This is a genomic window from Duganella sp. LjRoot269 (genome assembly GCF_964254095.1).
Lineage (GTDB): Bacteria > Pseudomonadota > Gammaproteobacteria > Burkholderiales > Burkholderiaceae_D > Rugamonas > Rugamonas hordei.
This window is the reverse complement of record NZ_CAXUSL020000001.1, coordinates 7,130,548-7,143,803: the sequence shown is the minus strand read 5'-3', so window position 1 is coordinate 7,143,803 and position 13,256 is coordinate 7,130,548. Positions and strand designations below refer to the sequence as shown.

Sequence of the window (13,256 nt, the reverse complement as noted above, 5' to 3'; positions counted from 1 at the left end):
GTGGAGACAAGCATGACCCAACAAACCATCGCCGTATTCGGCGAAGCGCTGGTCGACGATTTCATCACCGAGCAAGTCGTCGGCGGTGCGCCGTTCAACGTCGCGCGTAACCTGGCGGCCTTCGGCGTGGCCACGCTGATGGTCACGCGCATCGGCGCCGACAAGAACGGCGCATTGGTACGCAAGGAATTCGAGCGCTTCGGCATGAGCGAGGCGGGCCTGCAGATCGATGCGAAGGAGGCCACCGGCCGCGTGGTGGTCGAGCGCAACGCGGACGGCCACCGCTTCATCATCCTGCCCGACCAGGCCTACGACTACGTGGAAACGGCGCCGGCGCTGGCCGCGTTGGCGCAGGCCGCGCCCGGCGTCATCTACTTCGGCACCATGGCGCAGCGGCACGAGCGTTCGCGCGCAGCGCTGCGGGCCATGCTCGATGCGTCCGGCGCGCAGCGCTATCTGGACCTGAACGTGCGCGAGGGCCAGGTGACGGAGCGCTGCGCCTTCGAGTCGCTGCACCTGGCGGACATCGTCAAGGTCAACGAGGACGAGCTCAAGGATTTGTTCAGCTGGTACACCCACACCAAGCCCGGCACCAAGGCCATCGACGGCGCCGAGATGGTGGAGGCCTGCCAGGCGCTGATGCGCATCTTCTCGCTGCAAGGCCTGATCGTCACGCTGGGCGAGCGCGGCGCGCTGCACTTCGGCGCCGACGGCACGGTCACGTCCAACCAGGATTGCCACGCGCCGGTGCGCATCGTCGATACGGTCGGCGCCGGCGACGCCTTCTCGGCCGTGTTCCTGTACGGGCAATCGCAGGGCTGGCCGCTGGCGCTCACGCTGGCGCGGGCCAACGCCTTTGCCGGCGCCATTTGTGGCATCTCCGGCGCGGTGCCGGCGGATATCGCGTTCTACCTGCCGTGGGCCGCCGCGTGGCGGGCCGGAGCCGTGTCATGAAGCCGCGCCTGTCGTTCTGGCAGATCGTCAACATGAACATCGGCTTCTTCGGCATCCAGTTCAGTTTCGGCCTGCAGCAGAGCAGCATGAGCCCGATCTACAAATACCTGGGCGCGGACGAGGCCAGCCTGCCGTATTTGTGGCTGGCCGGGCCGATGACCGGCCTGCTGGTGCAGCCGCTGATCGGCGCCATGAGCGACCGCACGGTCACGCGCTGGGGGCGGCGCACGCCGTACTTCCTGGTCGGCGCCATCCTCTGCAGCCTGGGCCTGCTGGCGATGCCGTTCAGCCCCACGCTGTGGATGGCGGCCAGCCTGCTGTGGATACTGGACGCGGCCAACAACGTGACGATGGAGCCGTACCGCGCCTTCGTCAGCGACAAGCTCGATGAGCGGCAGCATTCGGTCGGCTTCCTGATGCAGAGCGCTTTCACCGGCCTGGGGCAGACGCTGGCCTACCTGACGCCGTCGCTGCTGGTGTGGCTGGGTATGAACAAGGACGCCGTCAACGGCAGCCATATTCCGCATATCGTCATCGTCGCCTTCCTGATCGGCGCGGTGTTCTCGATCGCCTCCGTGCTGTGGACCTTGAAGACCACGCCCGAACATCCGTTGAGCAGCGCGGAGCTGGCGCAGATCCGCGCGCGTCCGGCCGGCTGGCGCCACACGCTGGGCGATGTCGCCAGCGCGATGCGCGAGATGCCGGCGACCATGAAGCAGCTGGCCTGGGTCAAGCTGTTCCAGTGGTATGCGATGTTCTGCTATTGGCAGTACATCATGCTGTCGCTGTCGACCACCCTGTACGGCACCACCGACCAGGGCTCGCAGGGTTTCCGCGACGCCGGCCTGCTGGCCGGGCAGGTGGGCGCGTTCTACAACTTCGTCGCGTTTATCGGCGCGCTGGCGCTGGTGCCGTTCACGCGCCGCCACGGGCCGAAGGTCACGCACAGCATCTGCCTGGCGCTGGCCGGCGTCGGCATGCTGGCGATACCGATGATCCATACGCCGGCGCTGCTGTTCGTGCCGATGGTCGGCATCGGCCTGGCGTGGGCCAGCATCATGGGCAACCCGTATGTCATGCTGGCGGGCTGCATCCCGCCCGAGCGCACCGGCGTCTACATGGGCATCTTTAACATGTTCATCGTGATCCCGATGATCATCCAGATCTTCACGCTGCCGCTGTACTACCGCAGCCTGTTGGGCGGCAATCCCGAGAACGTGATCCGGCTGGCCGGCGGGCTGATGCTGTGCGGCGCGCTGGCCGTGCTGGCGGTGAAAATAAAAAAGCCGCAGGCGAAGCTGCGGCTTGACGAGGCGGCGTAGAGCTTAGTCCTCGTTCATCTGGCTTTGCAGGTAGTTCTGGATGCCGATCTTGCCGACCAGGTCCAGCTGCGTCTCGAGCCAGTCGATGTGCTCTTCAGTGTCTTCCAGTATCGTCAGCAGCAGGTCGCGCGACACGTAGTCGGCGGCCTTCTCGGCGGCCGCGATGCCTTCCTTGACGGTGATCTGCGCGCCTTTTTCCAGCTTCAGGTCGCAGCCGATCATTTCTTCGGTGTTTTCACCGATCATGATCTTGTGCATGGCTTGCAGGTTGGGCAGGCCGTCCAGCATCAGGATGCGGTCGATCAGTTTGTCGGCGTGCTTCATTTCGCCGATCGATTCCTCGTACTCTTTTTTCGCGATCTTTTCCAGGCCCCAGTGGCGGTACATGCGCGCGTGCAGGAAGTACTGGTTGATGGCGGTGAGTTCGTTGGTCAGCTGAGCATTCAGCAATCGGATTACTTCTGGGTCGCCCTTCATGGGAGGCTTTCTGAAATGGTGATGGAATACTGCCATTTTGCCACGAACGGCGTCCCGGAGCGTAGACCGGAGGGCTGAAATCGGCCAAACTGTATCAATTCCCCGGGGCTGAGATTGTTGACGCTAATGAAAACAATTAACATTCGCATGCCACTCACCGCCAAGGACGTCCGATGATGCTGCATATCCCCGCCGTGCTGACCAAGCCGCAGGTGCAGGAAATCCGCCAGCGCCTGGCGCAGGCCGACTGGATCGACGGCCGCGCCACCGCCGGCGAACAGAGCGCGCAGGTCAAGCGCAACCGCCAGCTGCCGGACATGTCGCCGCTGGCGCGGGAGCTGGGCGGCTTCATCACGCAGGCGCTGGCCCAGCATCCGCTGTTTTTCGCCGCGGTGCTGCCGCTGCGCATCCTGCCGCCGTACTTCAACAGCTATGCCGGCGGTGGGCACTACGGCATGCATGTCGACGGCGCGGTGCGCACCCGTCCCGGCACCGCGAACGCGATGCGGGCCGACGTGTCGTCGACCTTGTTCCTCAGCGAGCCGGAGGAGTACGACGGCGGCGAACTGGTGGTGATGGATGCCTACGGCACGCACGAGGTCAAGCTGGCGGCGGGCGATTTGATCGTCTACCCGGCCAGCAGCGTGCACCGGGTCGAGCCGGTGACGAGGGGCGAGCGCGTCAGCTCGTTCATGTGGACGCAGAGCATGGTGCGCGAGGACGCCAAGCGCGGCATGCTGTTCGAGCTGGACCAGAACATCCAGAAGCTGCGCGCCAGGCACGGCGACTCGGATATCACCGTGGAACTGACCGGCCATTATCACAATCTGCTGCGCATGTGGGCCGATGTGTGAGGAACAGCACGATGTGCTGACGCCGCCGGGGGTAGTATCGGTCCACCATCCCCACCGGAGCGCATCGCCATGGATACAACAGAACATCATCGGGACTTGATCGGCGAAGATGCCGTCAAGAAAATCAAGGACTTCGTCGACAGCACGCCAGGCTGCTTCTTCTGCACCAGCGACGCGCAGGGCGGCCCCGGCGACGCGCGGCCGATGACGGCGCTGCAGGTCGACGAGCAGGGCAACCTGTGGTTCATCAGCGCCAGCGACAGCCTGAAGAACCAGGAGCTGGCGGTCGAGCCGTCGGCCACGCTGTATTTCCAGGGGACGGGCAACGCCGAGTTCATGCACCTGGAAGGCATCGCCACCGTGCTGCGCGATCCGCTCAAGCTGAAGGAGTTGTGGAGCTTTACGATGAAGACGTGGTTCACCGGCGGCGAAGACGATCCGCGCATCACGCTGATCAAGTTCGCGCCGACCTACGGCTATTATTGGGATACCCGCCATGGCAGGGCGGTGGCCAGCGTCAAGATGCTGATCGGCGCCGTCATCGGCAAGACGCTCGACGACTCGGTCGAGGGGCGCCTGGACGTTTGAGAGCCGGGCTTAGCCCAGCTGGAAGTTGATCGGCACCAGCGCGTACACGGGCACCGGCTTGCCGTCCTCATAGCACGGCTTGTACAGCGCGCGCAGCACGGCCTGGCGGCCGGCCTCGTCGAGGTTGGCCGAGCCGGACGATTTCTGGATATCCACTTGCACCGCCTGGCCTTTTTCGCCGATCAGCACGCGCAGCATCACGGTGCCGCTCTCGCCCATGCGGCGCGAGATGCTCGGATACACCGGCTGCGGCGCCCGCACATATTCCACACCTGACACGGTTTTCGGCGCGGCCGGTGCGGCCGCATGGGCCGGCGCAGGCGTTGCCGCCGGCGCCGCCACGGCGACCGGTTCGCTGTTGCGCGGCTGCACCGGCGCGGCGGTGATGGCCGGTTCCGTCTGCACGATGTTCAGCTGGGGCAGCGGCGGCAAGGGAGTCAGCTTAGCCGGTGTCTGGTGCACGACCGGCACCGTCTTGGGCGGCGGCGCGGGCGCTTTCAGCGGTTCCGGCGAGGCGACAAAGGTGATGTTGACCACCTGCGGCATCATCGCATGCGCCGCCTTGTGCAGCATGCCCGACTGGAACAGGTAAAACATGAACGCATGGCCGAGGACGATGGCGGCCAGCGGCGCGAACTTGCGGCCGCGCGTTTGCCATTGCTGCTGCAATTGCGCGGGCAAGCCGGCAGCATCTCCGGAGGGCGCTGGCGCCGTCCGGCCATAAACCATGGTGTTCATATAGACAGTCTTAGTTGGTGAAGACGGGGCGCTTCAGTTGCGTTTCTTCGATCGCGGCGCCGGCCAGGTGCTCGTTCAGGATTTCCTCGGCGCAGGAGAAGCATTGGCCGCAGCAAGTCGCCAGGCCCAGGTCGCGGCACAGTTCTTCCATGCTGGTGATGCCCAGCTCCATGGCTTGACGGATTTCACGATCAGATATGTTGTTGCAGACACATACAATCATTGCTACACCTTCTGGCTGATGAGAACAAATAACAGAGCGACATGATTGCTTCTTAGCTACTTAATGCGAATCATTATCATTAAGCGTATACTGCCTCAACTTGAATCCAGATGCAAGCGCAAATAGAAGTAATTCGCATTACCGTTTATAATGCTAGTATCTTATTTCCGGCGAGAACGCGTTTTTGCTGCCCGCCGGCAAGCCTTGAACGGACTTAGCCCATGACGCACGCTGTTCCCCTGATCACTCTCGATGCCCTGAAGGTAGGCGGCAGCGCCACCGTGGTCCATGTCGCCCCCGGCGACGTGCACGAGGACGGTTCCACGCTGGCGCGCCGGCTGATGGAGCTGGGCTTCGTGCCGGGCGAGAAAATCCGCATGCTCAAGCGCGGCATGCCGGGCGGCGAGCCGCTGGCGATCAAGGTCGGCAACTCCACTTTCGCGCTGCGCCGTTTCGAGGCGGCGCTGATCTCGATCCAACCGGAATAAACCATGGGTGCAGTAGAAAAACCAGTGCCGGACGCGCCGGTCGTCCCCAGGACGCCGATGGTGGCGTTGCTGGGCAATCCGAATTGCGGCAAGACCGCGCTGTTCAACCGCCTGACCGGCGCGCGCCAGAAGGTCGCCAACTACGCCGGCGTGACCATCGAGCGTAAGGAAGGCTCGTTCAACTCGCCGGCCGGCAACGCCTTCCGCGTGCTGGACCTGCCCGGTGCTTATAGTTTGTCGGCCCACACGCCGGACGAGGCGATCACGCGCGACGTGGTGGCCGGGCTGCGCGCGGGCGAGCAATCGCCGGACGTGGTGGTGTGCGTGGTCAACGCGACCAATCTGCGCCTGAACCTGCGCCTGGTGCTGGAGATCAAGCGCCTGGGCCTGCCGATGATACTGGCGCTGAACATGGTCGACGTGGCCAAGAAGCGCGGCATCGAGATCGACGCCGACCGCCTGGCGATGGAGCTGGGCATGCCGGTGGTCGAGACGGTGGCGGTGCAGGCCGGCGGCGAGAAGTCGCTGCTGCGCGCGCTCGACGAGATGTGGCCGCTGCACGTGAGCACGCCGCAGCCGCTGTCGGCGATCGACGCCGTCAGCGTGGAGGAGACGCAGCGCGAAGTGCGCCGCATCCTGGCGCTGGTCAGCAGCGATTTCCACGACACCGGCAACCTGACCGAGAAGATCGACAACGTGGTGCTGCATCCGGCGCTGGGGCCGGTGATCCTGGCGGTGCTGATGTTCCTGGTGTTCCAGGCCGTGTTCAGCTGGGCCAATGTGCCGATGGACATGATCAAGGCCGGCGTCGACGGCGTCGGCGGCCTGATCAAGGGGGCGATGGCCGACGGCCTGCTGCGCAGCCTGCTGGTCGAAGGCATCCTCGGTGGCGCCGGCAGCGTGCTGGTGTTCCTGCCGCAGATCCTGATCTTGTTCTTCTTCATCCTGATCCTCGAGGACTGCGGCTACCTGCCGCGCGCGGCCTTCCTGCTGGACCGGCTGATGGGCGGCGTCGGCCTGTCGGGGCGCGCCTTCATTCCGCTGCTGTCCAGCTTTGCCTGCGCCATTCCCGGCATCATGGCGGCGCGCACGATCCAGAATCCGCGCGACCGGCTGGTGACCATCATGATCGCGCCGCTGATGACCTGCTCGGCGCGGCTGCCGGTGTATGCGCTGATCATCGCGGCCTTCATCCCGGAGCGCGAAGTGGGCGGCTTCATGAGCCTGCAGGGCCTGGTGCTGTTCGCGCTGTACTTCGCCGGCATCGCGTCGGCGATGGCGGTGGCCTACTTCATGAAGCGCACCATGGGCTCGAACCACCAGCAGCCGCTGATGCTGGAACTGCCGGACTACCACTGGCCGCATCTGCAGAACCTGGCGCTGGGCCTGTGGGAGCGCTGCAAGATCTTCCTGTCGCGCGTCGGCACCATCATCCTGACCTTGATGGTGCTGCTGTGGTTCCTCAGCTCCTTCCCCGGCGCGCCTGAAGGGGCGACGCATCCGGCCATCTATTACAGCCTGGCGGGCATCCTGGGGCGCGGTCTCGAATACGTGTTCGCGCCTATCGGTTTCAACTGGCAGATCTGCATCGCGCTGGTGCCGGGCCTGGCCGCGCGCGAAGTGGCGGTCGGCGCGCTGGGCACCGTGTATGCGCTGTCGCAGAGCGGCGAGGAACTGGCGCAGTCGCTGACGCCCATCATCGCCAGCTCGTGGGCGCTGCCGACGGCCTTGTCGCTGCTGGCCTGGTATGTGTTCGCGCCGCAGTGCATGTCGACCTTGAGCGTGGTGCGCCGCGAGACCAACAGCATCCGCTATCCGCTGCTGATGGCCGGCTACATGTTCGCGCTGGCCTATACGGCATCGTTCCTGACTTATCGCATTTCACTGTTCTTTATCGGAGGCTGACCATGTGGCAGCAAGTGATCGTGGCTTTGATCGTGGTGGCGGCGCTGGCGCATTTCTGCACCAAGTACCTGCCGGCGGCCTTGCGCAAGCAGATCGTCTACGTGCTGTCCCGGCGCGGCTTCGACCAGAACAAACTGGCTAAACTGTTTAACACGAAATCGAGCTGCGGCGATGGCTGCTCCAGCTGCGGCTCGTGCGAGACCACGCCGTCCGCGTCGTCCGACGCCCCCGCCTCCGCGCCGCTCAAGCGCGTCATCAAGCTGCACGTGCAGCGCTGATTGCCACGCCTTCCTAACAAAGCGGATTGAACGACTCCGCCTGCGCCATCGGCCAGTACAGGCCGAACACCGGCGGCAGGCGCGACAGCTGGCTCGGGTCCAGCAGCTCGCCCGGTTCCAGATACGGCAGCAGGGTCGACGCCAGCTTGACCTGGTTGGTCGAGATGCGCCGCACCAGGTGGTGCGGCTTCAGTTGCGACGGGTGCGTCAGGCCGGCGGCGGCGATCAGCTGCGCCAGCGCCTTCAGGGTGTTCTGGTGGAAGTTGGCCACGCGCCGGGTCTTGTCCGGCACCACCAGCGCGCGCTGGCGCTGCTTGTCCTGGGTGGCGACGCCGGTCGGGCAGTGGTCGGTGTGGCAGCTCTGCGACTGGATGCAGCCCAGCGCGAACATGAAGCCGCGCGCGGAATTGCACCAGTCGGCGCCGAGCGCGAGGATGCGGGCGATGTCGAAGGCGGTGATGATCTTGCCCGAGGCGCCGATCCTGATCTTGTCGCGCAGGTTGGCGCCGACCAGCGTGTTGTGCACCAGCAGCAGCGCTTCCTGCAGCGGCGTGCCGATGTGGTCGGTGAACTCGACCGGCGCCGCGCCGGTGCCGCCCTCGCCGCCGTCGACCACGATGAAGTCCGGCGTGATGCCGCTGGCCAGCATCGCCTTGACGATGCCGAAAAATTCCCATGGATGGCCGATGGCCAGCTTGAACCCGGTCGGCTTGCCGCCGGACAGCGTGCGCAGCTTGTCGATGAAGGCCAGCATTTCCAGCGGCGTGCTGAAGGCCGAATGGCTGGACGGCGAGATGCAGTCCTGGCCCGGCGTGACGCCGCGCGTGGTGGCGATTTCTATCGTCACCTTGGCGCCCGGCAGCACGCCGCCGTGGCCGGGCTTGGCGCCCTGCGACAGCTTCAGTTCGATCATCTTGACCTGCGGCGAGGTGGCGTTGGCGACGAAGTTCGCCTCGGAGAAGCTGCCGTCGGCGTTGCGGCAGCCGAAGTAGCCGGAGCCGATTTCCCACACCAGGTCGCCGCCGTTCTGGCGGTGGTAGGGGCTGATGCTGCCTTCGCCGGTGTCGTGCATGAAGCCGCCGACCTTGGCGCCGCCGTTCAGCGCCAGGATGGCGTTGGCCGACAGGGCGCCAAAGCTCATCGCCGAGATGTTGAACACGCTGGCCGAATACGGCTGCGCGCGCCGGCAGTCCGGATGGTTGCCGATCTCGATGCGGAAGTCGTGGTGCTGCTCGGGCGCCGGGCTGATCGAATGGTTGATCCATTCGTAGCCGGGCGCGTAGACGTCCATCTGGGTGCCGAACGGGCGCTTGTCGGTGTCCATCTTGGCGCGCTGGTAGACGATGCTGCGCTGGTTGCGCGAGAACGGCTCGGCCACCGTGTCGTCTTCCAGGAAGTACTGGCGGATCTCGGGCCGTATCGATTCGAAGAAGAAGCGGAAGTGCGCCAGGATCGGATAGTTGCGCCGCAGCGCGCGCTTGGTTTGCAGCAGGTCGGTGATGCCGACGACGGTCAGCGCGGCGGCGGTCAGCGGAATCCACCACGGCGCGCCCAGCGCCAGCGAGGCGGCCAGCGTGACGACAGCTGCAACAAACACGAGGTAACGCGGTGAAAACAGGTTCATGGACGCTCCGGTAGGCCACTGATGGGGGCAGTGTACTGCTGTTTCTCAGGGGAATCCATCAGTCTATGGCGGGGGCGCGCAAGATGGACAACAATGCTAAGCTAGCGGGGTTGCGGCGCACGGCCGTTCTTTTTTTTCGGGAAGCTGACCATGATCGTAGTCCACCATCTGAATAATTCGCGCTCGCAGCGGGTGCTGTGGCTGCTGGAGGAATTGGGCCTGGAATACGAGATCGTGCGCTACCAGCGCGACAGGAAGACCATGCTGGCGCCGCCGGAACTGCGCGCGATCCACCCGCTGGGCAAGTCGCCGGTGATCACCGACGGCGACATCGTGGTGGCCGAGTCGGGCGCGATCGTCGAGTACCTGATCGAGACCTACGGCAACGGCCGCCTGGTGCCGCCGGCCGGCACGGCGGAACGGCGCCGCTGGACCTACTTCCTGCACTACGCCGAGGGCTCGGCGATGGCGCCGTTGCTGATGAAGCTGGTCTTCGACCGGGTCGAGACCAGCCCGGCGCCGTTCTTCGTCAAGCCGATCGCGCGCGCCATCGCCCGCAAGGTCAAGACCAGCTACATCCTGCCGCAGATCGCGGCGCACCTGGATTACCTGGAGGCGGAGCTGAACAAGACGCCGTGGTTTGCCGGCGCCGAGTTCACGGCGGCCGACATCCAGATGAGCTTTCCGCTGGAGGCCGCCGCCGCGCGCGCCGGGCTGGACGCGAGCCGGCCGAACCTGAGCGCCTTCCTCAAACGCATCCACAGCCGCCCGGCGTTCCAGCGCGCGCTCGAGCGCGGCGGCCCTTACGAGCTGCTGAAATAGATCAAGCCGGGCCGGTGCGGCGGTGCGGTAGAATGGCGGCTTGAACAAGCCCGGATGATGTTGAACATGGGTAGACTCCTTGCCATCGACGGCCTCAATATTGTGCGCCGCGTCTACGAAGCCAGCCCCGAACCCGACAGCCCGGAAAAGGCCGAGATCGCGCTGCGCCACGCGCTGTCCTCTTTCCGCAAGCTGGTCACCGACCACGAACCGACCCATGTGCTGCCTGCCTTCGACTTCGGCGGCCGCACCTGGCGCCACGAGCTGTACGCCGGCTACCGCGAGGGCCGCGCGCCGATGCCGTCGCCGCTGCGCGAGGCGCTGCCGGCCTTCTACGACAAGCTGCGCGAGTTCGGCCTGCACGTGGTGTCGCTGCCGCAGGTGGAGGCCGACGACGTCATCGGCACGGTGGTGCTGCGCTGGCTGGCCGACGGCCGCGGCGAGGCCACCATCGCCAGCACCGACAAGGACCTGCACGGCCTGATCGCGCAGGGCGCCCGCGTGTGGGACCATTTCAAGAGCGAATGGCACGACCACGCCTGGGTCGAGCGGAAGTGGGGCGTGCCGCCCGAGCAGCTGCCGGACCTGCTGGCGCTGATGGGCGACGCCACCGATTCCATCCCCGGCGTGTCCAAGGTCGGCGTCAAGAAGGCGGCCCGACTGTTGCGTACATACGGCAATCTGGACGCGATCATGGCCGGCGCCGGGATTCTGAAGGACACGCTGGGCGAAACACTACGAAAAGAACGCGAAATGCTGTATCTTTCTCGACAATTGGTGCAATTAAAAACGGACGTGCGGGTCGGGGTGACCTGGAATATGCTGGCCTGGGAGACTTTCTAGGCGCGCACGCGGCCACTAGAACAAGGTTTGCAAGATGTTAAAAGCGGTCATTATCGACACCAGCGCCGTCGCACGCGGGCTGCTCAACACGGTGCTGCTGGACGGCGGCTACGACGTGGTGGGCCAGACCCACACCTGCGCCAGCGGCCTGGCGCTGCTGATCAAGCATCATCCGCACATCGTCTGCATCGCCCGCGAGCAGATCGAAAACGGCGAGGACGTGGTGCGCGAAATCAAGACCAACTGGCCGAAGACCCTGATCTTCATGGTCTCGAGCGAATTCGACGCGGCCACCGTGCAGGCCGCGCACGCGATGGGCGTGAACGGTTTCATCGTCAAGCCGTTCAAGGCCGACACCGTGCTCAATACGATACGCAACACGGTGATCGCGATGGTCAAGCGCCAGCGCGCGGCGCTGGCGAAGGCCGCCGATGCGCCGCAGGCGGACGACGGCGCGCCGGCTTAGCCGACGAAGGTCGAGCTGTCGATGATGCCGCCGCCGAGGCAGACGTCGCCGTCGTACAGCACGGCCGATTGGCCCGGCGTCACCGCCCACTGGGCATCCATGAACTTCAACGCGAAATCGGTATCGCCTTCCGGGGCGAGCTCGCACGCCACGTCGGCCTGGCGGTAGCGGGTCTTGGCCGACATCGCGCGTGCCGATGGCGCCTCGCCGGCGATCCAGCTGGCCTGGTCGGCGCGCAGCCGCGACGACAGCAGCCACGGATGCTCGTGGCCCTGGACGATGTACAGCGTGTTCTCGGCCACATCCTTGCGCGCCACGTACCAGGCGTCGCTGCTGCCGTCCGGATTCTTGTAGGCCTTCATGCCGCCGACGCCGATGCCCTTGCGCTGGCCCAGCGTGTAGAAGCTCAGGCCGACGTGCTCGCCGACCACCTTGCCGTCCGGCGTCTTCATCGGGCCCGGCTTGTACGACAGGTAGCGGTTCAAGAATTCGCGGAACGGCCGCTCGCCGATGAAGCAGATGCCGGTCGAATCCTTCTTGGCCGCGTTCGGCAGCGCCAGCTTCTCTGCGATCTTGCGCACCTCGGTCTTGGGGATCTCGCCCAGCGGGAACAGCGTCTTCGACAGCTGGGCCTGGTTCAGCCGGTGCAGGAAATAGCTCTGGTCCTTGGTGTGGTCGACCGCCTTCAGCAGCTCGTGGCGCTCGCCGTTCCGGCGCACGCGCGCGTAGTGGCCGGTGGCGATCAGGTCGGCGCCCAGGTGCATGGCGTGGTCGAGGAAGGCCTTGAACTTGATCTCGGCGTTGCACAGCACGTCCGGGTTGGGCGTGCGGCCGGCCTGGTATTCGCGCAGGAAGTCGGCGAACACGCGGTCCTTGTATTCGGAGGCGAAGTTGACGGCCTCGATGTCGACGCCGATGACGTCGGCCACGCTGGCCGCGTCGATCCAGTCCTGGCGCGTCGAGCAGTATTCGGAATCGTCGTCGTCTTCCCAGTTCTTCATGAACAGGCCGACCACGTCGTAGCCCTGTTCCTTGAGCATCCACGCCGCGACCGAGGAATCGACTCCGCCCGACATACCGATGACGACTTTTTTCTTGCTCATCTTGCTAATCCTGCCTATCCATTCGCGGTGCTCACCGCTTGCTTGTACACCGAGGTGTGGGTTTGTATCAGTTCCAGCGGGGCGCGGCGCCCGGCCAGGTATTCGTCGACGCACTGCAGCACGGTCGGGCTGCGGTGGCGGTCGGCGCAGGCGGCCAGTTCGTCGCGCGTCAGCCACATGGTGCGCAGGATGCCCTCGTCCAGCGGCCGGTCGTGCTGGGCGCCCGGCACGCCGCAGAAGGTGAAGCGCAGATACGTCACTTCCTCGCCGGTGCGGTTGGAGGTGTAGCGCGACATATACATGCCCACCAGCGCGGTCGGCGTGAAGTCGTAGGCGGTTTCCTCCAGCGTTTCGCGGATCACCGCCTGTTCCAGCGATTCGTGCGGGTCCAGGTGGCCGGCCGGCTGGTTGATGCGGATGCCGTCGCTGGTCTCTTCTTCGATCAGCAGGAACTTGCCATCCTTTTCCACGATGGCGGCAACAGTCACAGAGGGTTTCCAGATACGCGGCATGAGTCATCCTTGAAAAGAGCCGACATTTTAGCCTGTTCCTGGCATTTGGTCTGGAACGC

The 13,256-nt window shown here is 65.2% G+C and carries 16 protein-coding genes; 10 read left to right on the top strand and 6 right to left on the bottom strand.

Translation table 11 applies throughout. The features are described from left to right. The first annotated feature begins 12 nt into the window (after nt 1–12). Together ACSQ3S_RS31995 and ACSQ3S_RS31990 are read left to right on the top strand one after the other, a co-directional pair. Nucleotides 13–954 (top strand): PfkB family carbohydrate kinase, encoded by a 942-nt coding sequence (locus tag ACSQ3S_RS31995; RefSeq protein ID WP_436144914.1) that lies wholly within the window; start codon nt 13–15, stop codon nt 952–954. Continuing rightward, a complete protein-coding gene (locus ACSQ3S_RS31990) occupies nt 951–2,276 on the top strand; it encodes an MFS transporter (protein WP_436144913.1) in 1,326 nt (441 codons plus the stop codon). The genes ACSQ3S_RS31995 and ACSQ3S_RS31990 overlap by 4 nt, the downstream gene beginning before the upstream one ends. 3 nt (nt 2,277–2,279) lie before the next feature. Here ACSQ3S_RS31990 and bfr read toward each other — a convergent pair whose 3' ends face one another. Beyond that, complete coding sequence (gene bfr / locus ACSQ3S_RS31985) at nt 2,280–2,753, bottom strand: bacterioferritin (protein ID WP_176655745.1); 474 nt, start codon at nt 2,751–2,753, stop codon at nt 2,280–2,282. A gap of 173 nt (nt 2,754–2,926) precedes the next feature. On the opposite strand from bfr, the gene ACSQ3S_RS31980 reads away from it, so the two are divergent. Further along, nucleotides 2,927–3,607, top strand: coding sequence for a Fe2+-dependent dioxygenase (locus ACSQ3S_RS31980; RefSeq protein WP_436144912.1), 681 nt, complete (start codon nt 2,927–2,929; stop codon nt 3,605–3,607). A gap of 69 nt (nt 3,608–3,676) precedes the next feature. Further along, nucleotides 3,677–4,195, top strand: coding sequence for a pyridoxamine 5'-phosphate oxidase family protein (locus tag ACSQ3S_RS31975; protein WP_353404382.1), 519 nt, complete (start codon nt 3,677–3,679; stop codon nt 4,193–4,195). A 9-nt stretch (nt 4,196–4,204) separates the two neighbouring features. Here the strand turns inward: ACSQ3S_RS31975 and ACSQ3S_RS31970 are convergent, their stop codons facing one another. Together ACSQ3S_RS31970 and ACSQ3S_RS31965 are read right to left on the bottom strand one after the other, a co-directional pair. Continuing rightward, nucleotides 4,205–4,876 (bottom strand): energy transducer TonB, encoded by a 672-nt coding sequence (locus tag ACSQ3S_RS31970; RefSeq protein ID WP_436144911.1) that lies wholly within the window; start codon nt 4,874–4,876, stop codon nt 4,205–4,207. Between the two features lie 67 nt (nt 4,877–4,943). Continuing rightward, complete coding sequence (locus ACSQ3S_RS31965) at nt 4,944–5,156, bottom strand: (2Fe-2S)-binding protein (RefSeq protein WP_176655741.1); 213 nt, start codon at nt 5,154–5,156, stop codon at nt 4,944–4,946. Between the two features lie 221 nt (nt 5,157–5,377). Between ACSQ3S_RS31965 and ACSQ3S_RS31960 the strand changes: the two genes are divergently transcribed. The 3 genes from ACSQ3S_RS31960 to ACSQ3S_RS31950 are packed head-to-tail and all read left to right on the top strand — an operon-like array spanning nt 5,378 to nt 7,827. Next, a complete protein-coding gene (locus ACSQ3S_RS31960) occupies nt 5,378–5,644 on the top strand; it encodes a FeoA family protein (protein WP_176655740.1) in 267 nt (88 codons plus the stop codon). Nucleotides 5,645–5,647: 3 nt separating this feature from the next. Next, nucleotides 5,648–7,549, top strand: a complete 1,902-nt coding sequence (gene feoB / locus ACSQ3S_RS31955) for a ferrous iron transporter B (RefSeq protein ID WP_436144910.1) — start codon at nt 5,648–5,650, stop codon at nt 7,547–7,549. Between the two features lie 2 nt (nt 7,550–7,551). After that, nucleotides 7,552–7,827, top strand: coding sequence for a DUF6587 family protein (locus ACSQ3S_RS31950; RefSeq protein WP_436144909.1), 276 nt, complete (start codon nt 7,552–7,554; stop codon nt 7,825–7,827). Nucleotides 7,828–7,840: 13 nt separating this feature from the next. Here ACSQ3S_RS31950 and ACSQ3S_RS31945 read toward each other — a convergent pair whose 3' ends face one another. Beyond that, complete coding sequence (locus ACSQ3S_RS31945; protein WP_436144908.1) at nt 7,841–9,451, bottom strand: FMN-binding glutamate synthase family protein; 1,611 nt, start codon at nt 9,449–9,451, stop codon at nt 7,841–7,843. Between the two features lie 150 nt (nt 9,452–9,601). On the opposite strand from ACSQ3S_RS31945, the gene ACSQ3S_RS31940 reads away from it, so the two are divergent. The 3 genes from ACSQ3S_RS31940 (at nt 9,602) to ACSQ3S_RS31930 (ending at nt 11,582) form a co-directional block, all read left to right on the top strand. Continuing rightward, nucleotides 9,602–10,273: a glutathione S-transferase gene (locus ACSQ3S_RS31940; protein WP_436144907.1), complete on the top strand. Its 672-nt coding sequence runs from the start codon at nt 9,602–9,604 to the stop codon at nt 10,271–10,273. 66 nt (nt 10,274–10,339) lie between these two features. Further along, nucleotides 10,340–11,116 (top strand): 5'-3' exonuclease, encoded by a 777-nt coding sequence (locus tag ACSQ3S_RS31935; protein ID WP_436144906.1) that lies wholly within the window; start codon nt 10,340–10,342, stop codon nt 11,114–11,116. Nucleotides 11,117–11,150: 34 nt separating this feature from the next. Further along, nucleotides 11,151–11,582 (top strand): response regulator, encoded by a 432-nt coding sequence (locus ACSQ3S_RS31930; RefSeq protein WP_353404376.1) that lies wholly within the window; start codon nt 11,151–11,153, stop codon nt 11,580–11,582. Here ACSQ3S_RS31930 and mnmA read toward each other — a convergent pair. Both mnmA and ACSQ3S_RS31920 read right to left on the bottom strand, forming a co-directional pair. Continuing rightward, nucleotides 11,579–12,685, bottom strand: a complete 1,107-nt coding sequence (gene mnmA, locus ACSQ3S_RS31925) for a tRNA 2-thiouridine(34) synthase MnmA (protein ID WP_176655733.1) — start codon at nt 12,683–12,685, stop codon at nt 11,579–11,581. The genes ACSQ3S_RS31930 and mnmA overlap by 4 nt on opposite strands. A gap of 14 nt (nt 12,686–12,699) precedes the next feature. Continuing rightward, nucleotides 12,700–13,197, bottom strand: a complete 498-nt coding sequence (locus ACSQ3S_RS31920; RefSeq protein ID WP_176655732.1) for an NUDIX hydrolase — start codon at nt 13,195–13,197, stop codon at nt 12,700–12,702. Nucleotides 13,198–13,256: the final 59 nt, after the last annotated feature.